General features: G+C 49.4%; 22 protein-coding genes, 2 tRNA genes and 1 pseudogene. 11 read left to right on the top strand and 14 right to left on the bottom strand.

Features of this window, described 5'->3' with window-relative positions; translation table 11 throughout:
• The 11 genes from F566_RS36130 to nhaA all read right to left on the bottom strand — a co-directional run.
• A partial coding sequence (locus F566_RS36130) for a transposase domain-containing protein (protein ID WP_020405160.1) occupies nucleotides 1-198 on the bottom strand: 198 nt, incomplete at its 3' end.
• 137 nt (nucleotides 199-335) lie between these two features.
• On the bottom strand, nucleotides 336-2114 hold the full coding sequence (locus F566_RS0102750; protein WP_020405446.1) for an ABC transporter substrate-binding protein: 1779 nt from the start codon (nucleotides 2112-2114) through the stop codon (nucleotides 336-338).
• Nucleotides 2115-2503: 389 nt separating this feature from the next.
• Nucleotides 2504-3427, bottom strand: a complete 924-nt coding sequence (locus F566_RS0102745) for an isopenicillin N synthase family dioxygenase (protein WP_020405445.1) — start codon at nucleotides 3425-3427, stop codon at nucleotides 2504-2506.
• A gap of 126 nt (nucleotides 3428-3553) precedes the next feature.
• A complete protein-coding gene (locus F566_RS0102740; RefSeq protein ID WP_281169096.1) occupies nucleotides 3554-4246 on the bottom strand; it encodes a substrate-binding periplasmic protein in 693 nt (230 codons plus the stop codon).
• A 348-nt stretch (nucleotides 4247-4594) separates the two neighbouring features.
• Nucleotides 4595-5320 (bottom strand): CDP-alcohol phosphatidyltransferase family protein, encoded by a 726-nt coding sequence (locus tag F566_RS0102735; RefSeq protein WP_020405443.1) that lies wholly within the window; start codon nucleotides 5318-5320, stop codon nucleotides 4595-4597.
• Nucleotides 5320-6144: a class I SAM-dependent methyltransferase gene (locus F566_RS0102730; RefSeq protein WP_020405442.1), complete on the bottom strand. Its 825-nt coding sequence runs from the start codon at nucleotides 6142-6144 to the stop codon at nucleotides 5320-5322. The genes F566_RS0102735 and F566_RS0102730 overlap by 1 nt, the downstream gene beginning before the upstream one ends.
• Before the next feature lie 3 nt (nucleotides 6145-6147).
• Entirely contained in the window at nucleotides 6148-6915 is a 768-nt protein-coding gene (locus F566_RS31710; RefSeq protein WP_020405441.1) for a phosphocholine cytidylyltransferase family protein, read from the bottom strand.
• 183 nt (nucleotides 6916-7098) lie between these two features.
• Nucleotides 7099-7878 (bottom strand): substrate-binding periplasmic protein, encoded by a 780-nt coding sequence (locus tag F566_RS0102720; protein ID WP_020405440.1) that lies wholly within the window; start codon nucleotides 7876-7878, stop codon nucleotides 7099-7101.
• A 390-nt stretch (nucleotides 7879-8268) separates the two neighbouring features.
• Complete coding sequence (locus F566_RS31705; RefSeq protein ID WP_020405439.1) at nucleotides 8269-9621, bottom strand: ABC transporter substrate-binding protein; 1353 nt, start codon at nucleotides 9619-9621, stop codon at nucleotides 8269-8271.
• A gap of 265 nt (nucleotides 9622-9886) precedes the next feature.
• Nucleotides 9887-9963, bottom strand: a tRNA-Met gene (locus F566_RS0102710).
• A gap of 291 nt (nucleotides 9964-10254) precedes the next feature.
• A complete protein-coding gene (gene nhaA / locus F566_RS0102705) occupies nucleotides 10255-11604 on the bottom strand; it encodes a Na+/H+ antiporter NhaA (RefSeq protein ID WP_020405438.1) in 1350 nt (449 codons plus the stop codon).
• Between the two features lie 388 nt (nucleotides 11605-11992).
• Between nhaA and F566_RS38125 the strand changes: the two genes are divergently transcribed.
• From F566_RS38125 to F566_RS0102680, 5 genes are all read left to right on the top strand, one after another.
• On the top strand, nucleotides 11993-12229 hold the full coding sequence (locus tag F566_RS38125) for a DUF1840 domain-containing protein (protein ID WP_425402005.1): 237 nt from the start codon (nucleotides 11993-11995) through the stop codon (nucleotides 12227-12229).
• A gap of 177 nt (nucleotides 12230-12406) precedes the next feature.
• Nucleotides 12407-12556 carry a lmo0937 family membrane protein gene (locus tag F566_RS36710; RefSeq protein ID WP_020405435.1) on the top strand — a complete coding sequence of 50 codons (150 nt, stop codon included), beginning with the start codon at nucleotides 12407-12409 and terminating at the stop codon, nucleotides 12554-12556.
• A gap of 180 nt (nucleotides 12557-12736) precedes the next feature.
• Nucleotides 12737-12940, top strand: a complete 204-nt coding sequence (locus tag F566_RS0102690; RefSeq protein WP_051085252.1) for a hypothetical protein — start codon at nucleotides 12737-12739, stop codon at nucleotides 12938-12940.
• 190 nt (nucleotides 12941-13130) lie between these two features.
• Nucleotides 13131-13961: a BON domain-containing protein gene (locus tag F566_RS0102685; protein WP_020405433.1), complete on the top strand. Its 831-nt coding sequence runs from the start codon at nucleotides 13131-13133 to the stop codon at nucleotides 13959-13961.
• Between the two features lie 150 nt (nucleotides 13962-14111).
• Nucleotides 14112-14423, top strand: a complete 312-nt coding sequence (locus F566_RS0102680) for a sll1863 family stress response protein (RefSeq protein ID WP_020405432.1) — start codon at nucleotides 14112-14114, stop codon at nucleotides 14421-14423.
• A 303-nt stretch (nucleotides 14424-14726) separates the two neighbouring features.
• Here F566_RS0102680 and F566_RS0102670 read toward each other — a convergent pair.
• A tRNA-Met gene (locus F566_RS0102670) sits at nucleotides 14727-14803 on the bottom strand.
• Nucleotides 14804-14956: 153 nt separating this feature from the next.
• Here F566_RS0102670 and F566_RS0102665 point away from each other — a divergent pair.
• Nucleotides 14957-15997, top strand: coding sequence for a GGDEF domain-containing protein (locus tag F566_RS0102665; RefSeq protein ID WP_020405431.1), 1041 nt, complete (start codon nucleotides 14957-14959; stop codon nucleotides 15995-15997).
• Here F566_RS0102665 and F566_RS0102660 read toward each other — a convergent pair whose 3' ends face one another.
• Nucleotides 15998-17011, bottom strand: a complete 1014-nt coding sequence (locus F566_RS0102660; protein WP_020405430.1) for an AraC family transcriptional regulator — start codon at nucleotides 17009-17011, stop codon at nucleotides 15998-16000.
• A 294-nt stretch (nucleotides 17012-17305) separates the two neighbouring features.
• Between F566_RS0102660 and F566_RS0102650 the strand changes: the two genes are divergently transcribed.
• Nucleotides 17306-18586: a CaiB/BaiF CoA transferase family protein gene (locus tag F566_RS0102650; RefSeq protein WP_020405428.1), complete on the top strand. Its 1281-nt coding sequence runs from the start codon at nucleotides 17306-17308 to the stop codon at nucleotides 18584-18586.
• Here F566_RS0102650 and F566_RS0102645 read toward each other — a convergent pair.
• Complete coding sequence (locus F566_RS0102645) at nucleotides 18504-19406, bottom strand: LysR substrate-binding domain-containing protein (RefSeq protein ID WP_020405427.1); 903 nt, start codon at nucleotides 19404-19406, stop codon at nucleotides 18504-18506. The genes F566_RS0102650 and F566_RS0102645 overlap by 83 nt on opposite strands.
• Before the next feature lie 20 nt (nucleotides 19407-19426).
• Here F566_RS0102645 and F566_RS0102640 point away from each other — a divergent pair, with 20 nt between their 5' ends.
• The 4 genes and pseudogenes from F566_RS0102640 to F566_RS0102625 form a co-directional block, all read left to right on the top strand.
• A complete protein-coding gene (locus F566_RS0102640) occupies nucleotides 19427-20290 on the top strand; it encodes a PhzF family phenazine biosynthesis protein (protein WP_020405426.1) in 864 nt (287 codons plus the stop codon).
• Nucleotides 20287-20928 (top strand): LysE family translocator, encoded by a 642-nt coding sequence (locus F566_RS0102635; protein WP_033415695.1) that lies wholly within the window; start codon nucleotides 20287-20289, stop codon nucleotides 20926-20928. Before F566_RS0102640 ends, F566_RS0102635 begins: the two co-directional genes overlap by 4 nt.
• 246 nt (nucleotides 20929-21174) lie before the next feature.
• Nucleotides 21175-22554 carry a DUF6531 domain-containing protein gene (locus F566_RS0102630; RefSeq protein ID WP_342662522.1) on the top strand — a complete coding sequence of 460 codons (1380 nt, stop codon included), beginning with the start codon at nucleotides 21175-21177 and terminating at the stop codon, nucleotides 22552-22554.
• Nucleotides 22473-22761 (top strand): annotated as a pseudogene (locus tag F566_RS0102625) (IS66 family transposase); the annotation flags it as partial. The gene F566_RS0102630 and the pseudogene F566_RS0102625, both read left to right, overlap by 82 nt.

Below are 22761 nucleotides of genomic sequence, written 5' to 3'. Positions count from 1 at the left end.
TTCATCCCGAAACATTGCCATCCCCAAGACAAGCCAAAGTACTTGGTCTGATGGTAGTCGGCGCCTTCTAATCGTCGCGGAGGCACTCAAACGCAGTGCAGATTCAACCCATTCGACGGGGATGTTTTGAGTAAATGAGCTGAGGTCTGAGAAGTTAAAGAGGTCGCTGAGGTCGAGCAGGTCTTGCTGAAAATCCATAAAAAATCCGATGATGTTTCCATCATTGGATTTTCTATTAAGCCCTGCGCTAACTCAAACACTTAAGTGAACAGCATTGCGGTTATTTACTGGGCTGTTTTCGTTGTATGGCTGGCCGATAACCGGTCGGGGTTGAACTACATCACACGACCCTGCTTCCAGGCCTGTAGAAGTTTGTCGTAAGGAACGGTGATTCCCTGAGGTTTTTCGTTATTGAGTTTGGGTTTTGGAGCGCCAGGTTGCTGGAGCCAGTACTGTTCCCCTTCTACTTGGCTGGCATCTTTGATCATCGGGGCACAGGTGTGTAATTCTGCCTTGCGCTGGATGACTGCCATGGCCCGGTCCTGCTTTTCTGCCAGATGATCCAGTGCCGCTTTGGCTGATTTTTCGCCGGTAACTGCGCTCGCAATGGTTTGCCACCAGTATTTGGAAAGTTTGGGATAATCCGGAACATTTACTCCGGTTGGAGTCCAGGCCTTGCGGGCCGGGCTTAGATAGAATTCCACCAGTCCGCCGAGTTTTGGGGCCACTCGTTGCATCGCTTCCGATCTAAGATCTGATTCCCTGATCGGGGTAAGGCCGACCAGTGTTTTGCGTAACGAGACCGTTTTCGCCACGGTGAATTGGGCATAGAGCCAAGTGGCATTCTGTCGGGTCTGGGTCATGTTCTTGGGAATCGTCCAGGCACCTGCGTCCTGATAACCCAGTTTCATTCCTTCCTTCCAGTAAGCGCCATGAGGGGAGGGAGCCATCCGCCATTTGGGGGTGCCATCCTCATTGACCACTGGTAATCCGGGCTTGGTCATATCTGCGGTAAAGGCGGTATACCAAAAAATCTGTTGCGCAATCTGTCCCTGGGCCGGCACGGACCCTGCTTCGGAGAAATTCATATGAATGGCTTCCGGTGGTGCATAGTCCTTTAGCCATCTCACGTATTTTTCCAATGCATAGACTGACGCAGGGCTATTGGTAGCACCGCCTCTGGCGACACTGGAACCAACCGGGTGGCAGCCATCGATACGGATTCCCCATTCGTCGACAGGTTTACCGTTAGGAAATCCAGGGTCGCCTGATCCGGCCATGGAAAACCAGGCGTCAGTGAATCGCCACCCAAGGGATGGATCGCGCTTGCCGTAATCCATGTGGCCATAAACTCGCTTGCCGTCCAGTTCTTTGACCCTATTGGTAAAAAAGTCGGCAATATCTTCATACGCAGACCAGTTAACCGGGACGCCCAGTTCATAACCATAGATTTGTTTGAACTTTTTTCTCAATTCGGGCCGCTGAAACCAGTCATAGCGGAACCAGTAAAGGTTGGCGAACTGCTGGTCAGGTAGTTGGTATACCTTGCCGTCCAGTCCGGTAACAAAGCTCATGCCGATGAAGTCATCAGTATCCAGCGTCGGCAGGGTGACGTCCTTGCCTTCATTTTGCATGTAATCGCTCAATGCCAGAATTTTGCCTGAGCGTGAGTGGGTGCCGATATTGTCAGAGTCATTGATAAAAGCGTCATAACGATGCTGATCGGAAATAAATTGTATCCAGAGCCGTTCAATAACTGTGCCTTCAGGTTGAAGCTCGTGATCGACCTTAATGCCTGTTATCTCTGCAAAGGCTTTGGCCAAAATCTGGGACTCATATTCGTGGGTCTTGATCGTCTCGGACAGAACCTTGAGTTCCAGTCCCTGATAGGGTTTGGCAACAGTGGCAAACCAGCTGAGTTCTTCGATCTGTTGTTCCCGGCTAATGGATGAGTCCTTAAACTCCGTGTCGACCCAGCGTTCAATGATGGCTCGCTGTTCGGCACTGATCTTGTCTGAATAGGCAGCCAGGGTAGTGTGGGACGTTAGCGAAAGAGATGCGGAAAGGCAGATGGCGGAGACAGATATCGTAAAACCTGTTGTGAGAATTTTCATTTTTTCATATACCGCGTTCGTTTTATGTTTGTTTTTGTGGGCTTAGAAGCCGACTTGGTAGTCGACCTATGTGCCTGAAACGTACGGGTCACTTATTCTTTTTAAGCGAATTGCCTCAAAATTCAGCAAATATATCCAATATCTCTTGAATATCGGGACTATGTAATTTGACCCTTAAACGAAAGTAGCATAGGAAAAAGGAACTAAAAAGTAAAAAAAAAGAAAACAAATGAAATAAAAAGTGAGAAAACGAAAGCTTTTCCCGATAAAACAAAGATGTGCCTACAAGGTGGGGAGGTGGTGAAAAGTTTAAGGGCGGGAAGGATTCCGGAAATATATCCGGAATCCTGAGTAAGTTATATTGGTGGTTATGTCTGCTTTGTTTGGCTCTACTTGGTTAAGCCGATTTCACGCAGTCGTTCCAGTAGGTATTCATGGGAGCTGATGGGTGGGTAGCGTTTTGGGTTTTCTTCTGTGACGCATTGCGGTAGTGCATCCAGTGAGACATCTGGATTGGGATGCAGGAAGAACGGGATGGAATAACGACTGTGTCTGGCTGCATCTCCCTCTGGATTCACCACCCGATGAGTGGTTGAAGGGAATACGTGGTTGGTCAGCCTCTGCAGCATGTCTCCCACATTGCAGACAATGGTTCCCGGAATCATGGTGATGGGGACCCATTCGTTGGATTTGTTGAGAACTTCCAGCCCCGCCTGTTCTGAACCGACCAGAAGAGTGATCAGGTTGATGTCTTCGTGAGCGGCTGCACGTACGCTGGCAGTTTCACCTTCTGGTAGTGGTGGGTAATGCAGTGGACGGATAATGCTGTTGCCGAAATTGACCTTGTCATCTAAAAAGTCCTGTTGTTCCCCCAGTGCTAAGGCAAATGCCGACAGCATTCGGTGGCCCAGTTTGTCGAGGGCTTTGTAGAGGGCTTGCATGGTAGGCTTGAAGTCAGGAATTTCTTCCGGCCAAACATTCGGTTGCAACTGAGGGTAGGGTGGTTCGCCCTGGACTTCCCGGCCAACGTGCCAGAATTCTTTCAGGTCAACGTGTTCCGCGTCCTTGGCGATTTCTGTGCCAAATGGTGTGTATCCGCGAGTGCCTCCGTTGTCCATAAAGTATTTCAATTTTACTTCTTCGGGCAGGGCAAAGAGAGACTCCGTGACTTTGAGTGATTTTCTGATCAGCTCTGCATCGATGCCATGATGCGTAATACCGGCAAACCCCCAGGTTTTGTAGGCGGCAGAAAAGTCTTTCAGAAAGCCCTCGGTATCGGACTCGAGCCGGGAAATATCTAAGCTTGGTATCATTGTCGATTCTCTATTCTTGTATGATTTAGGCGGGGTATATTTTGACGGTATTGTCAGGATTTGTCATTGGTGAGAATACCTAAAGAAGTTGATGTCCCTCAATTTCAGAAGAAGTTTCGTTGGCTTTTACTCATCAATTCGGTGGTATTTTAGGGTCAGCTTTTCAATCCACCCATCATTGTCCAGTTTTATCAGGGCGTTGTTGATCTTGTCTGCCAAATCTTTTGGGACAGACTGACGACTGGAGATAAAGTGAAAGGTGGTTGAATGGATGTGGAGAGGGTGAACAGCAAAGGAGTCGGTGTTTTCATCTTCCTCGGCAACTTTCTGGATCACTACCGGGTCTGCCAGAAAAGCATCAATTCGGTTGACCATTAACTTCCTGAGGTTGATGGATTCCGCGACAACGTCTTCGATATCCAGGTTGCCGGAAGACTTTGCTATTACGCTGGCCATTCTGTCGCCATAAAGATACCCCCGAGTGATACCCAGGCGAATACCGCTGTTCTTAAATTCGTCGAAGGTCTCAAAAGGATATTTGTCCAGCTCGCCCCGGCGCACAATCAGGCTGTATCTTGACGTTCGATAGGGGATGGTGAATCTGGCGTATTCGGCTCGATCATCCTTGTATTGTGTGGAGCTGGCAAGATCAATGTTGCCTTTTTTCAGTTCAATCAAGTGGCGCTTGAAAGGGGTTTCGATAAATTCAACCCGGCAGTTGATTTCTCTGGCGACCTGCTGGATCACTTCAATGTCGAGACCGGTAAGCATGCCTTCCTGGTCACGGTACATATAGGGCTCCCAAGATTCCCAGCCCATGGATAATGGGCGAGGACAGTCGGCGAGCGCCCATGAATGGGAGATCGTTAGTGCAAGAAATGCAAGCATCCTCAATATCGTCACAGCACATATTCCCTGTTTTATTGCATAACTTTTGATGGAGCCCGGGTGGGCAAACATTTCATTTGGCACTCATGCAGGAGTCTCTTTCTGCTCTGTGCAAAGCGGTGGGAGCGCAGTGTAGTGATATTCTACATAAGCGACTGACAATGCCGCAGAGGGTAACATGAATGTCTAGTGAAGTGTCATTACACCCCAGAAGTGAATGCGATTTTCCGATTATATAGTGTAGCCCTTTTATAAGTGTTTGGCCTACAAGTCTGACAGTTAATGATCGGACTGATGAGAGTGATTGTTTTGTACAAAAGAAAGCTGAACCAAGCCTTTTGTGAGTGATGCCAGATAGGGGGTGAATAAGGTGAATGCGGCGCAGGCAACCGGCCAGGAAGTCGGAAAAATAATCAGAAGGCAGAGGCAAATATTCAGGAAAATTACCTGGGCGGGGGTGCGGGTCAGGCTCCTGATCAGCCAGGGCATTGGTGTGCTGATCTGCATGCTGACGGCGTGAAGCAAAAATACTCCAGGCAGGATGATATCAAGCGGTGCCCAGCCCTGCTCGGCGACCAGCCAGGCGACCAGGGAGTGTCGCATCAAGTCATTTGTGGGTGAGCCTCCGGGGGCTGCGTCGGGGATCAGGCGGCGGGTGGATCGGATGACCACGGAACATGCTGCCAGGTAGCCGGCCAGCATGCCGAAGAGGTCGAGGTGTGAGGCGAGGATCAGGGTGATGCCGCCATGGACAATTGCATCGCAGACATTGTCGAGGTGAGCACCGAACTGGCTGCGTATGTTCATCCAACCGGCGGCGAGGCCGTCAAGGTCGTCGGCAATATTGTTCAGGACAATGACCCAAGGTAGCCAATTTAGTCCTTCTGGGAGTAATAATAAAAGAAGGGGGGAAATTCCCAGCAGGGAAATAAGGTTGGCTGTATTTCTGTATCCGAGCTGCTGTAAATTGTTGCGGTTGGTTGCGTGGCTGCTGGGTGGTGACATTAGGGCCTGATTCTCGCGGTTGGTTTCAGTCTGAGTAGGAAAAAGTGATTCTGTAGTACAGGGAAATCTCTTTGGGATTTGCGTATCATTCCTGGCAGCCATCCGCTGGAGAGTCTTAGTCCCCAGTAGACGAGCCCTCCAATCAGTGGCAGCATTTGCCTCTTTGGTGAGGTGCATGATTTCCAGTATTTGATGGTTTCACAGCCGATCTGCATCAACTCATAGGCGGTATTCAGTTGTATCTGAGAGATCTCGAAGCCGGCCCTGGCGAAGAGTTCCTCGTAGTGTCCGATGGTTCTGTAAATTACCGGGTACTCGCCTTGTTTCTGTTGAGTCTGATGGCGGACGGTGGACTCCCGGCAAAGTACGACTCCTTCCGGAGAAAGGTTTTTGTGTAGCCGGTTCAGCAGGGTGAGGCAGTCGTCGTCTCCCAGATACATAAGCAATCCGCCCAGAAAGGCCATATTCACAGCTTTGCCGGGCTGGTGGTTGATGGCATCTCCGTAATAGGTATGGATGTTCAGGTGAGGCTGGCAGCGCTGGGTTAGCTGCAGATAGAGTGATTGGCTGGCTTCAACGGATTCCACCCGCCGGAAACGCTGAGCCAGCCATTGCGACCAGTAGCCTACGCCACTTCCGAGATCCAGGGCGAGGTCGTAACTCTTTAAGCTGCTGGTCAGGGCGTCGGCAATTTGTTGCTCCTTTTTTAGGCGGTACTTTCCAGCACTTTCCGGAAAGCCAAAACCGTCCATCATGTAGGGACCCATCAACGACGTACTGACCTTGTCAAAATAGTGCCTGACCCTGGCGGAGTTGATTTGCACTGGTTATCCCCTGTGTCCAGCCTGGACTGCTGCCTTCATGGAATTGACTCTTTGTTTGGCTGCTTGAAGATCATCCAAGGTGTCAATTTCATACCAGCGGTCCGGGTCAAACTTTACGGCGTGAAGTTTGAGTTGACCTTTGGCGACCAAGCGTGCGAATGCTGTTTCATAGTAGGCATCGAGCTGTCCGGCTTTCACCATTTTATGGATGCTTTGCAGGGCCCTCTGCCATGAGGTTTGAGAGAAGCTGTAGATATTGACGGTTTTATAGCAGTCCGTCGGAATATCTTCAGGCGGCTGGATAAAGCGGATAACACTGTTGTCTGCATCAATTTCCACGTGAGTGCCGTTCATCCAGTTTTGTCTGGGGGATATGGCCATGCGGTCAAGCTCCAGCATTTCGGTGAGCTGTTCACCATCAAATACGAGGTCTGATTCCAGTAGTAGAAACGGCTCGGTAATGGCGCTTCGCGCGAGCCAGAGAGAATAGATGTTGTTGGTGGAGGCATATTGAGGGTTGTCGATCCATTCAACGCTGAAGTCAGGAGCCTGGTCTGCCATATAATGTTTTATATGATCACCCATATAGCCTATCACCATGACCAGGCGGTGAATGCTGTGGGAGCGTAAATGATTAAGTTGTTGCTGAAGAATGGTGTGATTGCCTACCGGAGTCAGGCACTTTGGAGCCTGTTGAGTCAATGGCTGAAGTCTGGAGCCGGTTCCTGCAGCCAGAATAACTGCCGTTTGGATATGGTTATTGTTATTCATGGTATCTCCTTCCTACACCACGCGGGTTCCATGTTCCATAAAGTCCATTTTCAATCGCCGTTCAGTCTACATCGCTATTGAAAACGGCAAGAACTTCAATACAAGAAGGGCACCATGAGAAGGTGCAGCGGATAGGATTGTGCTGTTTCAATAACAGCCCCCTGATCATTTTGGGGATGATTGTCAGGGGTTTGCGATTCCATACTTCCGTTGAATTCGAGTAAAAGTTCCGTTGTCCTTGATTGTTTGCAGAGCATCCTGGAACAGGCGGACTACCCGCTCAGGTGTCTCTCGATTAAATCCAAAATAGTATTCCTGACCACCACTTAGCAGCACCGTCTTTTCGACTTGTGTCGGGTCGTAGCCTTCCTTTTTCAGGATAAAGAAGGTGGTCAGTTCCAAGCCGTAAAAAAAATCGATACGCTTATTAAAAAGTAGCAGAAAATTTCGGCTTTGGTCGTCTACCGAGTGAATATTTATATCGTACTTGAATCCGTTGTCGAGTAGTTGCTTTTCACCTGCCTCACCGCGAACGGTGCCGACCCGGTAATTTTTGACGTCTTCCAGAGAGTTGACATTGATTTCGTCACGGGATTTGAGTTTCCATAGGTAAATCTCCCGGCTGGCAATGGGGCCAACCCAATAGAATAGAGGCTCCCTTTCTTTTGTTCTGGCCAATGTGAAAACGGCGTGGTTCGGGCGGGTCAGTGTTGTTCTGTAGGCTCTGTTCCAGGGAAATAGCTGAATGGTGCTATCAATGTCGACCAGTTCCAGTAGGGCATTCAGAATATCAATGGTGTATCCGGTGGTCTGGCCATGTTTGTCAACATACTCAAATGGGGGCCAGTTTGAATGAAGAAAGCTTACAGTAGGCGGAGAAGGGTCTTTTGCTCCTGCGTACAGGCTGATGAATGACATCCATATTAATATCCCTATCCGGCGCAGTAAAACCAATAAATCCATAATGTCACTCCACTTGTTTGGTCGGGAGGTTCTCTGAACTTCCGTGCCTCTAGCTCGATGCTGGGAGTAATTTGCCGATGCTATATACGGCAATTTAGTCCGGTTCTTATTATTCTCAACTGCTCATGTGTCACTACTCTCGTGTATCAATATGATAGTAGCGCATGATCAAATGACTAAATCACCAGATTGAGATTTCGCGAAACCTTTTTAAAAATGTAGGCGCCAGATAGTCCATAGGATATAGGTATAAACCTGCATTAAGGTTGTTGTGGGTGGCAGGTTTGTGGAAGGTCTTGTTGCTATTCCTTATGCTGAAGTGTTGGGAGCGCTTTCGTGATATACGGTCCTTTTTGGGATTGGCACTTTCTCTGATTGGTGCTTCATGGTTTAGGGGGGGGCGATCAGTAGTTCAAGTCGCTTTGACTCCAAAGCATTAAGGGTGCTATCCACATCTGGTTCTAGTAGAAAGCCGGATAGGTAGGGTAAAACACTTTTGCTGAATTTCTGGTCAGTATCTCGGTCAAAGTACTGCATGATGTCGGCGGACTTATCGAGTAGTTTGACGCCCTCAAGTGATAGGGGGGAGATGTGGTCGTGTGCCTTGGTGGTGGCGGGTATGTAGCCGAGTTCGGATGCAAGTGAGAGTTGGGTTTCCGGTTCTGACAGATAGTTCAGTAAAGCGTAGGCTTCATCTGTTTTTCTGCTCCAGCGGGAAAAAGCAAATACTTCCGTCGGCATCAGTTCATAGGCCGGAATCTGCTGATTTATAGTGGGAAAGGGGAAGAAGCCGATGTCCTCAATCAGGTGTGTTGGGATGCTTTTTTCGACAAAGTTTCCTATCAGCGTCATGCCGGCAATTTCTCTGTATAACAGAGGCATTGCTTCTGACCAGGTAAGTTGCTCTTGGCCTTTGTTGAAGTATCCGTTATCGATAAAAGGCTTCCATTGATTGAGTGCATCTCTTACTTTTGAGTGGGTAAATGGCATCTCTCCGGCCAGTAGTGATCGATAGAATGTCAAGCCGTTGGTGCGTAGATTCAGGTAATCAAACCATGCAGCGGCAGGCCAGTCATTCTTTGTGCCGATGGAGAGTGGCGTTATGTGATTCTCTGAAAGGGTTTGGGAGACGCGAAGGAAGTCCTTCCAGGTGTTTGGAGGTGATAGGTTCAGGCGTTTAAAGACGGATTTTTTGTAGTAAAAGCCCCATTGGTAATACGCGAAGGGGAGGGCGTATACGTTGTCTTTGTAGTGAACCAGGTTTTTGATGTTTTCCGGAAACAGGCGATCCCAGTTGTGGCTCTCCCAGAGCGGGTTCAGGCTTTGTATAGCGTTGCGTCGGGCAAGTTCGAATAGTCGTTCGCCTGCCTGCCAGTAAAAAACATCTGGGCCATCAGCCTTTGACACCCATTCGTTCAGCTTCCTTTTGTATTCTTTGTCGTTGTATACCCTGGTGTGTACTTTGATGTTGGGGTGGGTTTCTTCAAATCTATCGATAAGGTGCTTGAATCCTCGACCTTGTTCCAGGTTTGCAAGGAGAATTGCAATTTCAATGACGGTTTTATTGTCGGAAAGTTTTGTTTTGTTTCTCCGGTTTGCGGGGGCTTTCTCGCTGAGGGAGTTGGTGGTGGGGCGTTCCTTCAGTTTTGTGGGGTGTTCATTATATTGCCTGGTCAGGGGTACGTATTTGGAGGGTTGGGTGGCTCCAAAGTGTATCGGGGTGGAGGGGGGGCGCCTTGTCATAAGTGCTGGCCTGAGTCTGTACAGCGAAACTCGCCAGCAACAAATAATATAGAAGCTTCATGAGATTGCTCCAGAGTCGTCCTGTAAGTTTAGCAGTGATCCTGGTGATAAATAGATCTGTGCATGCAGATTGGTGGCGGGGCTGATTGTGGGGAGAAAATTTGGGGGGGCAGGCTGGCTGCGATCGCAGCCTTCCCTTCGTGTGCTGCCATTTGTTAGCGGCACAAATAAAAAAGGCCTGATAAAAATCAGGCCTTTAGAATGCTGGTTGCGGGGGCAGGATTTGAACCTACGACCTTCGGGTTATGAGCCCGACGAGCTACCAGACTGCTCCACCCCGCGACAACGAGGGGCGTATATTAAGGATCGAAAGCGGTGTCGTCAAGTCCTTTTCTAAAGTAAGCCTCATTGAGGCACAAAAGGTGGTAGTTAAGTTGATCGAATTGTAGCAGTGAGTGGTGCCGGTTGGGTCTGTTATGGGTGCCGCCGAATGTTGGCGCATCTATAAAAACCTCCGTTAAAAGTTGGGGCTTTAGAGTGTTGTTGTGTAGGGGGGATAGGAAAAGAATGTACTGAATGCGTGAAAGCTTGCGACTGTTCTGCGCTTAGGTGCTCCTGTGTCGGAAAAACTTGTCATGGAGTGTTTCCGCGGGCAGGCAGCCACATCAAAAAAGAGAGGCCCGCCACGGCAGAAGCAACAGACGCGAGGAAAATTCCCAGTTTGGCGCTGTCAATCAGGTTCTCACTGAAAGCCATGTTCGCGATAAACAGCGCCATGGTGAAACCGATACCGGCGAGCAAGCTACCGCCGGCCAGTAACCTCCATGTGAGCTCCGGCGGACGAATGGCAATGTGCAAATGTATCGACAGCCAGCTGAACAACAGAATACCCATTGGCTTACCAAGCACGAAACCAGAGAAAATCGCTAAGGAGACCGAGCCACCCTCTAATAGGGTCCCGTGGAGGTCGTTTAACTTGAGTGGCAGCCCTGCGTTGGCAAATGCAAACAGGGGCATGATGACAAACCCCACCCAGGGGTGTAACACGATCTCCAGCCGCTCAACTGGAGACAGCGTTTCACGCGCGGCAATTTCGGCTGTTTGCAAGGTTTTTCTATCCTTCGTTTTTCCGCTGCTTTCGCTGCTGGCTGGGTGCGCAATAACCTGACTCAATATTGCATACAGCCGCTCGTCGCTGACCCATCGGCGCGCCGGGGTCATCAGGCCGAGTATTACACCCGTAACCGTGGCGTGGATTCCTGAAGCATCTACTGCAAGCCAGACAAGCCCGCCCGCCAGTATGTATGGCAGAAAGCCGCGAATGCCGAGCTTTTCCATCCCTCGTATAATGGCTAAGCCAAGCACTGCCACCGCCAACGGCCACCAGACAATATCGCTGCTATAGCCGATGGCAACGACAAGAATGGCGCCGATATCGTCGATAATCGCTAAGGACAACATAAACACGCGCAGGCTCTGAGGTATGCGCGAGCCAAGCAATGCCAGGCAGCCGATCACAAATGCTGTATCAGTTGCCATAACTGTCCCCCAGCCTTGCCGGCCGGCTTGCCCCGAGAGCACGGCCATATATATCGCAGCGGGTACGATCATACCGCCCAAGGCGGCAGCAATAGACAGTGCCGCCATGCGTGGTTTGTTCAACTCGCCAAGAACCAACTCCCGTTTTAGTTCTAATGCGACCAGAAAGAAAAACAGCGTCATCAGGCCATCGTTAATCCACTCTCGCAGTGAACGGGCAAATTCAAACGAGCCAACCTGAAGGCCTATGGGGGTCTCCCAGGTGTGTTCGAACATTTCGGCCCAAGGCGAGTTGGATATAACGAGCGCGGCAACGGTGAATGATAGAAGGATCGCCCCGACGGCTGACTCAATGCGCAAAAAACGCATAAATGGACTCATTAGTCGATCAACAATTTCCCCGGGCAATCGGGCGGCACCTGGTTTTGTTTGCTGATCATGCATCGTAAATAGCCATGATATTTTGGGCAGTAACTTTGGGATAAAGGTCTGTTGAAGTTTCGTTTCCTAGTTTGCTACGTATTCCAAAACAGATCTGTACGCTAGCGCACCCTGCCAAACTGGTCACAGGTACCCCGGTGGCTATGTCCTAACGACTCCTTATTTCCCTTATGTGCGTTACCGGACAGAGTCCTCTGACGGCCTGCCGCTATATTGTCCTTAAGTTTGATAACGCATCGCTTGAAAGGTTTCTGTATGGTTCGGCACTCATGTTGATTTCCGGTGTGGGGTCGATATTAAAAGAAGGGGATCTCTATGCTGGTAACTTTCAAAAACTGATTCCTACTCCAACGTTACTTTATTTGGAAGTATCGCTCTGACATTTCTGAGGGTGATGGGGCACAGCGGTACCGTACCAGGATCAATTTCAGCTGCCGACGTACCTGCTGCCCTAGCTCGACTATCCAAGGCGGTTGAGAGTGAACAAAGCTCATTGTTAGCGCCCCCGACAGCAAATGATGACGATAATGACGAGGAGCCCGTAGTGAGCTTACGAAATCGGGCATTGCCACTCATGGGGCTTCTGTCGGCCGCCGCAGCCTCAAAAACGGACGTTATGTGGGAGTAAGGAAACAGACCCTGACATTTCGCCGCTCATACGAATTGATGAGCTGAATGTTGGTTACCGAACCGACACTTACTGCTCAAAGCCTTAATCTGAACTCTAAAGAAAGCCCTCTAATCAAGAGCTGCTACCCAAGCCTGCTTCTAGTGGGTGTCACGGGCAAACATTGGAGAACTGATTATGTTGGAAACTATCGCAATCGTATTACTTGTTCTTTGGGGGCTGGGTTTGATTTCTTCCGTGAGCCTGGGAGGTTTTATCCATGTGCTTCTGGTTCTGGCGATCATCGTGATTCTTGTTCGGGTGATCCAAGGACGTAAAGTGCTATGAGCTGCTCCAGGGCTATGAGCTGCTCCCGACCAATAAAACCTTAATCGGGGTCGGGTGCACTTATGGAGGTAGGGAAACCAATTTTGGCATACCGCTATCTTAAGAACCAAAAACGTAATATCGAGAATATTGGAGATGTCAATTTCCCCACTAGATATCAGCAAACCAGAGGAAGCTTGGATGAACAATTTCACAGTCAGCCTGAAAAACTTGGTATTTATCGCAGTGATGCTTTTTACCATCACTGCCTGCGACTCAAATGACGGCCCGCTGGAAAAGGCTGGCAAGAGCATAGACCAAGCGGCAACTGATATGGGCAATAAGGTGGAGGATGCCTGCGAAGATGCAAAGAAAAACATGAATGTAGAAGACGCCCGATGCTAAATCTGCATGGATTCGTGACTTGTTTGCGAACGGCCATAAATCTTCTGCTGAAACAAGGCGTCAATGGTCTTTTTTAATTCGGCTATCGCAGCAATCAGTTCGATAGCGCAGACGATAGTCTATGAATTTCTATGATTGCCATACTGTCTGCTCAGCAAATGTGCGAGCAGGAAAGGCCTTTGGAGGTTATATGAAAAACCCTATCAATAGCGCCATCTTTTCCTTAACCACAGCTCTGATATTAATGCAATACAGCACCGCAAGCGCTGCGGCAACGCCTGGAGATGTCGCTGACGTACGCCGGGAAGTTCAAATATCGACAACCTACGCACTGAGTCCGTTTTTACGCGCCGACGATATTCAAGTGGAAGTCATTAACGGTAAAGCGACAATCACCGGCACGGTCAACGAAGACGTTAACAAAGATCTGGCCGAGCAAATAGCCCTGGGGGTCAAGGGTATTAAGGAGGTGGATAATAAAATCAAGGTCGATGTGAGTTATGTGGCATCCACCAAAGCCAAGGAGCGTAATTTTGTTGAGGTGGTTGAAGACGCCACCGTTACTGCAGCGGTCAAATCGAAACTGATGTGGAGCAAGTATGCTGATGGATTGAGCACTAATGTGGATACCGCGTCAGGCAAAGTGACATTACAGGGTACTGCCAGCAGTCCTGTGGCTAAAGAGATGGCAGGGCGTCTGGCAATGAATACTCGAGGGGTCACGGAAGTGGACAATCAACTGAAAGTCACAGATGAGGCTCCTACCATGAAGGACAAGGTTGTGGGGTCAATGGATAAAGCGAGCCAACAAATTTCTGATAGCTGGATTACTACTAAAGTGAAATCCACTTTCACATACTCAAATAGTGTGAATAGCAGCGCTATTTCGGTGACCACCAAAAACGGTAATGTGACGTTGAGCGGCCAATTAGCCGATGGCGCCGAACGTGCTTTAGCCATTCAACTGGCAGAGAGTGTGCGAGGCGTTAATCAGGTTAATGTAAAAGAACTTAAGGATTGAGTCCGTTGGGGGGCTGCATAATCCTTCGGAGGAAGGAATGCGGTGGTACCCGCACTGTGCTCAATGAAATGGTTTCGTTGACTTTGATGGATTCAAGAAACCAACGGCGGCCTGAATCAAGGCAAATCCAGAAACGAAAGGAGAATGCAAATGAGTGCTCGTAAAAAGTATATAGAAGAAATGAAGACAAAGCTTGATCAATGGGACAAGGATATCGACGAACTTGAGAAGAGAGCCCGAACCGCCTCATCAGAATTGAAAGCGGAGTATCAGAACCAGGTCAAAACACTTAAAGACAAGCGTGATGAGGCGGCGAAGAAATTCGAGGAGTTGCAAAGTGCAACTGATGGCGCCTGGGAAGACGTTAAGGACGGTATGGAGCAGGCCTGGAATTCCGTTAGTCATGCGTTTGGCTCTGCTAAAACCAAAATATTCGGTAAAGAAAAGGAAGAAGTTAAATAAAGGGAGCTGAAGGTTTAAGTCTAATTGGAAAATAGTTGGAACATTCGATGCGAATAGACGCTTCATGGTGTTCTTCCATGGCAAGAAATTGATGAAAACTGCCGTGCTGCTATATAGATTGCGGGGGGAGGCTGATCGAGAAGTTTGCCAAAACATCCAAGTTCGATCATGGGAGTGGGATATGGGTCGGGCCTCGCAGGCGGTCCAGCCATCCGGCTACGACCGCTGACTTTCCTTTGTATGTCGCTGTTTGCTAACGACACAAATAAAAAAGGCCTGATAAAAATCAGGCCTTTAGAATGCTGGTTGCGGGGGCAGGATTTGAACCTACGACCTTCGGGTTATGAGCCCGACGAGCTACCAGACTGCTCCACCCCGCGACAACGAGGGGCGTATACTAAGGATCGGAGCGAGAGTCGTCAACCCTAATTGGAAAATAACCCTAAAATAATCGGATAAGATGACATTCTGTTTAAAAACAGTACTATTAAGTCTTACTACTTAAAATCTGCTCCTATCTGACGACAGGTTCGATGAAACAACAGCAGACTCTAGAAGAGCTCATCGCAAGAGCCAAGAAAAATGAAGAAATCGCCCGTAACCTTTTTGATATAGAGGTGGCGATTCTTAATATTGCTGAAACGAAGACCTTCCTTGAGCATTTACTGGCAGTGGTGACTGACCGGTTCAACATAACTTTTGGTTGGTATTCCATCATAGAAAACGCCCACACCCGGCCATTGGTCAACGCTTTGCGGGACTCAGAAGAGCTCGATAAGCAATGGGTAGTCGTCAACTCAGTCGAGTATCTTGAAGCCACCAAGGGTAGCCGGGAACCTCTGCTGGATCATGCTCAGCTATCCCGTTTTTTTCTGTTGACCCCGCCAGATCTTAGAACCCGAATCCGCTCAATTGCCATTTTGCCGCTGCTGCTTGAAGGGCGGGTTGCAGGTAGCCTCAATCTGGCAGACACAACTCAAGACCGTTATCGGGCAGATAAGGAAAGCTTTTTTCTGCGACAGCTAAGCGTTAAGGCGTCTTTGTGTCTCAGTGCCGTTGTGGCAAGAGAGAAAGTGGCTTTTCTGGCAACCCGTGATCCGCTGACACAATTGAAGAACCGGCGTGAAATGGAAGACACTCTGGAGCGGGAGCTCAGCCGGGTGGCCCGTCATGGTTTTCCCCTGGGGTTGGCGTTTATTGACTGTGATGATTTTAAACTGGTGAACGATACCTATGGTCATGACATAGGGGACGAGTATTTGAAGCATGTGGCAAATTGTCTGAACACGCTGTTGCGGAAAACAGATATGGTATTCCGGTTTGCCGGCGACGAGTTTGTTGTGTTGCTGCCTAATCAAGATGAGCAAGGGGCATTGCTGATGGCTGAGCGTATTCAGCAATTCCTGCAAGATCACCCGTTGATCGTCCATGAGGTGCTGGTTTCGATTGAGGTCAGTATCGGGGCTGCGTCCACCAGTCAATTACCTGAACCGTCCGCCAGAGCGTTATTAAAGCTGGCGGACAATCGCCTGTATGACCAGAAGCGCAGCAGGAAATCTGCCCTCGAAACCTGATCAGCGCTCTCTGGCAGAGGTTTCTCTGTATTCGCCCGGTGTCAGCCCTGTCCACTTTTTGAATGCCCGATGAAAGGTGCTGGGCTCTGTAAAGCCAACCTTGAAGGCAATTTCGTTAATCGAAAAGTCATGGCGCCCCAAATAGTGGATTGCTGTATCCCTTCGCATATGGTCTTTGATTTCCTGGTAGGACGTATTTTCATCCTTCAGGCGTCTTCTTAATGTCTGTGGACTGATGTTGACCTGAGAAGCGACGAATTCAAAGTCCGGTAATGGCTGGCTCAGGTCTTTACCTAGAATGGCACGAATGCGCGCGGTGTAGGTATGGCTGTCATCAGGCTTGGCGAGTAGATCCGCGGGTGAGGATTTAAGAAAGTCTTTCAGTGCCGGTTCATCCTGTATGACAGGTAGCTGCAGATATTTCTTATTGAAGACCAATCGTGTATCCGGTTGGTCAAAATGAAGAGGGCAGTTGAACAGGTGTTTGTAATCTGCCGAATGATCCGGTTCAGGGTAATTGAAATAAGCGGCGTCCAGGATAATTCTTTGGCCGGTCAGCCAGCAGGAAAACCGATGCCAGATGACCAGCCAGCTCTCCTGTAGAAAATGACATGGATCGTCCAGATCGGATTCCGAAGTGATGACCATTGAAGCCTGCTCATCAGTCTTCTGCAGTTGCATTCCCAATGGTTTCTCAAATAGTGAATAGAATGCGTTGCCTCTGATCAGAACGCTTTCCAGTGTGGTGCAGTGAATGACCAGGAAACTCATCGTTGCAAAGGTGCCGGGTTTGCTGCGAACGCTGGCAAAGCCCATGAATTCGTCCTGCAGTGTTGCCCAGATTGCCTGAATCAGTTTGGTGTATTGTGCGGCAGAGACTCTGGCTTTGGGGTTGCGCAGGACCTCGGGGGGAATCCCTGCCTGGGAGAGTAATTGCGCAGGGTCCACTCCCTGCCTGATGGAGCCGCTGACGGCGGCTTCTACAAAATGACTGGAAACAGTGATTTTATCCATTTTAAAACGTTGATTCTTTAAGGGGAGTGTTAGCGCTTCATAGGAGGCCCTGGCCTGCGGGTTTTACATGAGCGTCATATGAAGCATCAGCAGATCCCAGGAATGCTCAGCTCCGGATCTTCTGCCGGACTTTAGGCATAGAATACGTTGATCCGGAACGAAATAGCCAATGCTTCTGGTGATTTTTCCTATTGCCTGCAAGCCGTCAGCCCGAGACACTAAGAGCTGCCTGATAAATTGTGTTGCTGAGATGACACTTCTGGCGCCTGTAATCATTGATACCCGGGAGAACATATGACGGCACCCTTGAGCGGACTTAAAATACTGGATTTCAGCACGCTGCTACCTGGCCCGTGTGCCACCATGATGCTGGCGGATATGGGGGCGGAAGTGCTGAGAGTGGAATCACCTAGTCGTATCGATCTGCTCAGGGTGGTGCCGCCCATGATCGGAAAGGTCTCTGCCGGTCATGCTTATCTTAATCGCTCCAAGCGCTCTGTTGCCCTGGATCTGAAAAATCCCGAAGCCCGTGAAGTCATTGCCAGTTTGATAAAAGACTATGACATTGTTGTCGAGCAGTTTCGACCTGGCGTGATGGATAAACTGGGATTCGGTTATGAGCAGCTGAAACAAATGAATCCGGGTGTTATTTATTGTTCGATTACCGGTTATGGGCAATCCGGTCCGTATAAGAATCGGGCCGGACATGACATTAATTATCTGGCTTTGGCTGGGATCAGTTCCTACAGCGGACGGCGAAATTCAGGGCCTCCGGCTCTGGGGGTTCAGATGGCAGATGTGGCTGGTGGATCTCATCACGCAGTCATGGGGATTCTGGCAGCGGTGATACAGCGTATGAACTCAGGGCATGGCACTCATTTGGATGTTTCCATGTGTGATGCTGCTTTTACGATGAATCATATGGCAATGGCCGCTCACCTGGCCACTGGGAAAGATCCGGAGCCGGAAGACTCTCCATTGAATGGCGCAGGTGGCTACGATTACTTTGAGACGGCTGATGGGCGATACGTCTCAGTAGGCGCTCTGGAGCCGCAGTTTGTGAAAATGCTGTGTCAGAAACTGGAAATCGATGACCTTAGTTCCCTGATGCTGAGTCAGAATCCGCAGCATTGTCTGGCGGTAAAGTCCGCTCTGAAAGAGGCTTTTCGACAACAGCCGTTGGTGCATTGGGAGCAGGTCTTTGCAGATGTGGACGCTTGTGTTGAGCCAGTGTTGACGCTCTCTGAAAGTATGAGGCACCCGCACTTTGAAGAGCGGGGAATGATCTGTGAAGTGATGGATTGTGACGGAAACCCCCACGCACAACTGGCAAGCCCGATCCGCTTTTCCGGAGTTCGCTACAGCCCCCTGCACACGGGTGCCGAACTGGGGGAGCACACCAGACAGGTTTTACGTGAATGTGGTTATACAGAGGAAAAAATCGCCTCGATGAATGCTAACGGGGTGTTCGGCAAAAACACTCAGATAACACTTATTTTGGTAGGGAAAACTGTTCCAGCAACCAGTCCCGGAACAGTCGGGTTTTCGTCCAGCCTGATCTTTCATAGGGTGTGAGGAAGAAGTAGGTGAAAGGGGCCTGAAAGCGCTTAACAGGCAAAGCCATCAAGCTGCCGGTAGCAATCGCATCCATCGTAATCAATGTTCGGCCCAGTGCGATACCCTGGCCCGCGATTGCCGCCTGCAGTACCAGTTCTGTACGACTGAAATACAGGATATCTTTACCGATTGGGGTGTCAGTGAGCAAGGACCACTGATCCCAGTTTTTCATGCAGTTGTCTGACCCATCGTTACGGGTACTCAACAGTGTGCAATTTTGCAGAAGTTGCTCGGGTGAGGTGCCTGGCATTTTTTCCAGCAGGAGAGGGCTGCATACAGGAAAGATCTCTTCGCTTCCCAATTGCTGGCTGAAAAATCCTGAAGGTGCCTGTGAGGCAAAACGGATAATAACGTCGGCCTGTCCAACTCCAGGTGTTCTGATGCTTTCCTCGGTATTGAGGTATACCCGAATGTCCGGGTGTTTCTGATGAAAGTCCGGCAATCTGGGGAGAAGCCAATACATGCCAAAGGTGGAAAATGTCTCCACTTGAAGCGTACCCTGAGCCTGTTCGCTATTGATTTCTGACAGCGCCCCATCGACTTCTGCTTCCGCATTGCGGTAAGCCTGTACCAGTCGCTCTCCCTGAGGGGTGAGGTTCAACTGTCGGGTGGTTCGAACCAGTACGGGAAATCCCAGGCGCTCGTCCAGTTTTTTGATACGTTGGCTGATGGCGCTCTGTGTGATGCCAATGTGCTCGGCTGCTGCTGAAAAAACTTTCAGTCGTGAAATTCGGGGGCGATCTCCATAATAGCTCTGAACAGTGGTTTTGAGAATCATTTTACCGAGAGAGGGCTATTATGTCTGGAATTGTCAGGCTTATTAATTCATTTGTAGAGAACGGGCAGGGTGGAAACCCCGCAGGAGTGGTATTGGATGCCGATAGTCTGGATGAAAATGCAATGCAGGCAATTGCCTCGCAAGCGGGTCTTTCGGAAGTGGCCTTTGTGTCCAAGTCTGATATTGCCACAGTGAAGTTGGACTTTTTTACCCCGAACAAGCGTATTGCGCATTGCGGTCATGCGACGGTGGCCGCTTTTTCTGTGATGGCCCAGCAGGGCTTGCTGGAGAATGGAAACTACACCAAGGAAACCGTTGATGGCATTCGCCATATCAGAATTGAAGGTGATGAAGCCTATCTGGAACAGAAAAAGGTCAGTTCCATAGAGTTACCGGCTGAGCATTATTCAGGTGTCTCTGAGGCACTGGGTATCCCCTTTACCAGTTTTACCCGGTCAGCGCCGCCTGCATTGATTAATAATGGTGTGGGCTGGTTGGTCATCATACTGGAAACCCGTGAGGAGCTTGCGCAGCTGACCCCGAATCATTCTCTGATTCGTCACCTTAGTGTTGAGCTGGATCTGATCGGGTTCTATGTGGTTTGTCGAGAAACGCAGGTTCCAGGCAGGACGTTGAGTGCCCGAATGTTTGCTCCCAGTTATGGTATTGATGAGGAATCCGCTACAGGCATGGGAGCAGGGTGTGCCGCCATCTATCTGCATGATTTTCTGCAATGTCCTGATCAGCAGGTCCTGGTAGAGCAGGGGCATCTGATGCATCCTGCCTCACCAAGTCTTCTAAAGGTTGAGCTGGAATTCAATGATGGAGATATCGAACGATTGTGGGTCGGAGGTGCGGCTGCCACATTAGAAGGAGAGCAATGATGTTGGTCCAGTATTGGTCGGAACTGGTTCAGGTATGTCTGATCGCTGTCATCATGGCTATTAGCCCCGGGGCAGACTTTGCGATGGTCACCCGCAATAGTCTGTTCTTCTCACGAAAAGCCGGCGTCCTTTCTGCCTTGGGAGTAGCGGCTGCCACCTGGGTGCATACTGCCTACACTTTGGCAGGCCTGTCGCTGCTGATGGCAGCGTCCCAGGAAGTGTTTACCCTGGTGAAATGGATCGGTGCATCCTACCTGATCTATGTCGGGTGGAAGACCTGGTCAAGCAGGATGACGTTGCCAGATCAGGGGGAGCGGCAGGAGTTCAATATGTCTCACTGGAGCTTTTTCCGACAAGGATTTATCACCAACGTTACCAATCCAAAAACCACCTTGTTTTATGTCAGCATCTTCACTCAACTGGTCAGTCAGTCGACGCCGGTATCCATGCAGGTGTTGTATGGGCTGATTATCTGCATCGCCCATGGTGCATGGTTCTCACTGTTGGCCGCCGGTATCACTCATCGTTTGGTATTGGCGCAGTTAAGGCGAGCCGGTCATCGTATCGGGCAGTGTCTGGGTGGGGCTTTGGTGATGATGGGGTTAGGGCTGCTGGTGAGTCGAACAAGCTACCAGTAACGTTTGCATCATATAACCCGGTCAGGAAGAAGGTTAGGTTTGGCGGAGTATATTTGACTTGAAACGATAACATCTCATCCTTAGACTTCTCTGTAATTTAGAATCTGTTATGCAAGGGCAAATTGTCCTTGTTTTCTCCGGTTCTTCCCCCCTCCCGTGCAAATCATTAGTCAGTTAGGTGGCTAGGTTGTGTTGATGCGCTGCGTCAACACTATACGTTAGGCCTGTGAGAACGAGTGTGAGGGGATGGACAAAATCTACTGGAGTAGTTTGATGCTTGATCGGAAGAGATTGAAAGTAAGGGAAATAGTCTTCGTGACTGCTATTAGCATTTTGGCTGGGGCTGCCAGTGCTTCGGATATGTTGGCTCCTTACTATGAGGAGATGGGGTACCAAAATAATCGTGAAAAGCTCTCCATGGGAGCGGTTGATCATATTGACCCTTTTACTGGTGGTTTTCAGTTATCTCAAGTGGACGCGGTTGTACCGGGAGAAGGAGGTCTCGACATCGTTATCCGCAGGATGTATCGCTCCCTTCCAAAGCCTTATTTCCATGCAAATAGTGAAGGTGAGCGAACCACAGTAGGAATAGGTTGGTTAATGCATTTTGGTCGGGTTGTCTCAAACGATGAGACACCTTTTTGCAATAACAGTCAAAACGATGGCTATGCCCGACACAATAGTGTATTTCAAGGGGCTGATGGTTCTCAGCATGAGCTTCTACCGGCAGTCAGTGGCTATGGTCACGAAATGATTTCCAAGTCATTGTGGGTGGCGGATTGTACCAGTGACGGATACTTGGTTCGTAGTACTGATGGAACTAAGTATTTCGCTGAGCATCGTATTGAAAATATAGGTGGTAAGGACTTCAACTACGTAAACAAAATTGAAGATTTGCACGGGAATTATCTGCTTATAGAGTATGGGGCAGCAGGTGGAGGTACGCCTGACGGCAAGGTTGCCCAGCCATACGCCATCCCGAGTGAGGATGCCCTTAACTACTTCGATTTAATTAAGTCCATAAAAAGCTATGACTCCACTGGAGCTAGAATTAATACAGTAGATTTTTATTATAAGGATGTTAACTCCACCAGTGCCAGATTGGTAACAGTTAAGGTTAATGGCACGACATATGTAGAGTACGACCATTCCCCGGTGGATCCTGACGAAGGGACTTTACCTTACTTTTTTCTAGATCAAGCCAAAGTGCATAACGCTACTCACGACGATGCAATATTGGAGTATGGTTATAACAGGTCCGGGGATGGCCTTTACTCTATGACGTTTTATGAAACTCCGGGCAATGCAAGAGTAGAGTTTGACTATAAGCGCCATGATTTTCGGAACTCTACGACCGTTAGGTGGGACACAATCGTTGTCGATACCAGAACCCTCAAAACGCAAGGTGGAATATCAGAGGGAGGTGTATGGCGATATGATTATGATGTCAATAGCTCTCGTGACAAAACGACCGTAAGCTTTCCTGGTGGGGAGTCGGTTGTATATGAGCATGTGGGAGCAGATAACTATGATAATGAGGAAATCTGGAACGCTCCACCCTGGCCGAGTGGGTCGGCACTTGTGGGGTGCAGCTACAGCCCCTGGTCGATGCCTTGCGGGAAGTGATCCTTCAGCAACCGGTTCTGCATGCCGACGAAACCCCGGTGAGTATGTTGGCACCGGGCAAGAAGAAAACCCATAAAGCCTATGTCTGGGCGTATAGCAGCACGTCCTTCTCGGACCTGAAAGCCGTTGTTTATGACTTTGCTCCGAGTCGGGCGGGCGAGCATTCCCGGAACTTCCTGGGAGACTGGCAAGGCAAACTGGTATGCG

The sequence above is a fragment of the Hahella ganghwensis DSM 17046 genome (assembly GCF_000376785.1).
GTDB lineage: Bacteria > Pseudomonadota > Gammaproteobacteria > Pseudomonadales > Oleiphilaceae > Hahella > Hahella ganghwensis.
The sequence above is the reverse complement of the archived record's forward strand: the minus strand, read 5'-3'. Positions and strand labels throughout refer to the sequence as shown.

Bases quoted from the DNA above. Each gene is read 5' to 3' on its own strand.
- F566_RS0102750 (WP_020405446.1), bottom strand. From the start codon at position 2,114: ATGAAAATTCTCACAACAGGTTTTACGATATCTGTCTCCGCCATCTGC.
- F566_RS0102745 (WP_020405445.1), bottom strand. From the start codon at position 3,427: ATGATACCAAGCTTAGATATTTCCCGGCTCGAGTCCGATACCGAGGGC.
- F566_RS0102740 (WP_281169096.1), bottom strand. From the start codon at position 4,246: ATGGGCTGGGAATCTTGGGAGCCCTATATGTACCGTGACCAGGAAGGC.
- F566_RS0102735 (WP_020405443.1), bottom strand. From the start codon at position 5,320: ATGTCACCACCCAGCAGCCACGCAACCAACCGCAACAATTTACAGCAG.
- F566_RS31710 (WP_020405441.1), bottom strand. From the start codon at position 6,915: ATGAATAACAATAACCATATCCAAACGGCAGTTATTCTGGCTGCAGGA.
- F566_RS0102720 (WP_020405440.1), bottom strand. From the start codon at position 7,878: ATGGATTTATTGGTTTTACTGCGCCGGATAGGGATATTAATATGGATG.
- F566_RS31705 (WP_020405439.1), bottom strand. From the start codon at position 9,621: ATGACAAGGCGCCCCCCCTCCACCCCGATACACTTTGGAGCCACCCAA.
- nhaA (WP_020405438.1), bottom strand. From the start codon at position 11,604: ATGCATGATCAGCAAACAAAACCAGGTGCCGCCCGATTGCCCGGGGAA.
- F566_RS36710 (WP_020405435.1), top strand. From the start codon at position 12,407: ATGTTGGAAACTATCGCAATCGTATTACTTGTTCTTTGGGGGCTGGGT.
- F566_RS0102690 (WP_051085252.1), top strand. From the start codon at position 12,737: ATGAACAATTTCACAGTCAGCCTGAAAAACTTGGTATTTATCGCAGTG.
- F566_RS0102685 (WP_020405433.1), top strand. From the start codon at position 13,131: ATGAAAAACCCTATCAATAGCGCCATCTTTTCCTTAACCACAGCTCTG.
- F566_RS0102680 (WP_020405432.1), top strand. From the start codon at position 14,112: ATGAGTGCTCGTAAAAAGTATATAGAAGAAATGAAGACAAAGCTTGAT.
- F566_RS0102665 (WP_020405431.1), top strand. From the start codon at position 14,957: ATGAAACAACAGCAGACTCTAGAAGAGCTCATCGCAAGAGCCAAGAAA.
- F566_RS0102660 (WP_020405430.1), bottom strand. From the start codon at position 17,011: ATGGATAAAATCACTGTTTCCAGTCATTTTGTAGAAGCCGCCGTCAGC.
- F566_RS0102650 (WP_020405428.1), top strand. From the start codon at position 17,306: ATGACGGCACCCTTGAGCGGACTTAAAATACTGGATTTCAGCACGCTG.
- F566_RS0102645 (WP_020405427.1), bottom strand. From the start codon at position 19,406: ATGATTCTCAAAACCACTGTTCAGAGCTATTATGGAGATCGCCCCCGA.
- F566_RS0102640 (WP_020405426.1), top strand. From the start codon at position 19,427: ATGTCTGGAATTGTCAGGCTTATTAATTCATTTGTAGAGAACGGGCAG.
- F566_RS0102635 (WP_033415695.1), top strand. From the start codon at position 20,287: ATGATGTTGGTCCAGTATTGGTCGGAACTGGTTCAGGTATGTCTGATC.
- F566_RS0102630 (WP_342662522.1), top strand. From the start codon at position 21,175: ATGGACAAAATCTACTGGAGTAGTTTGATGCTTGATCGGAAGAGATTG.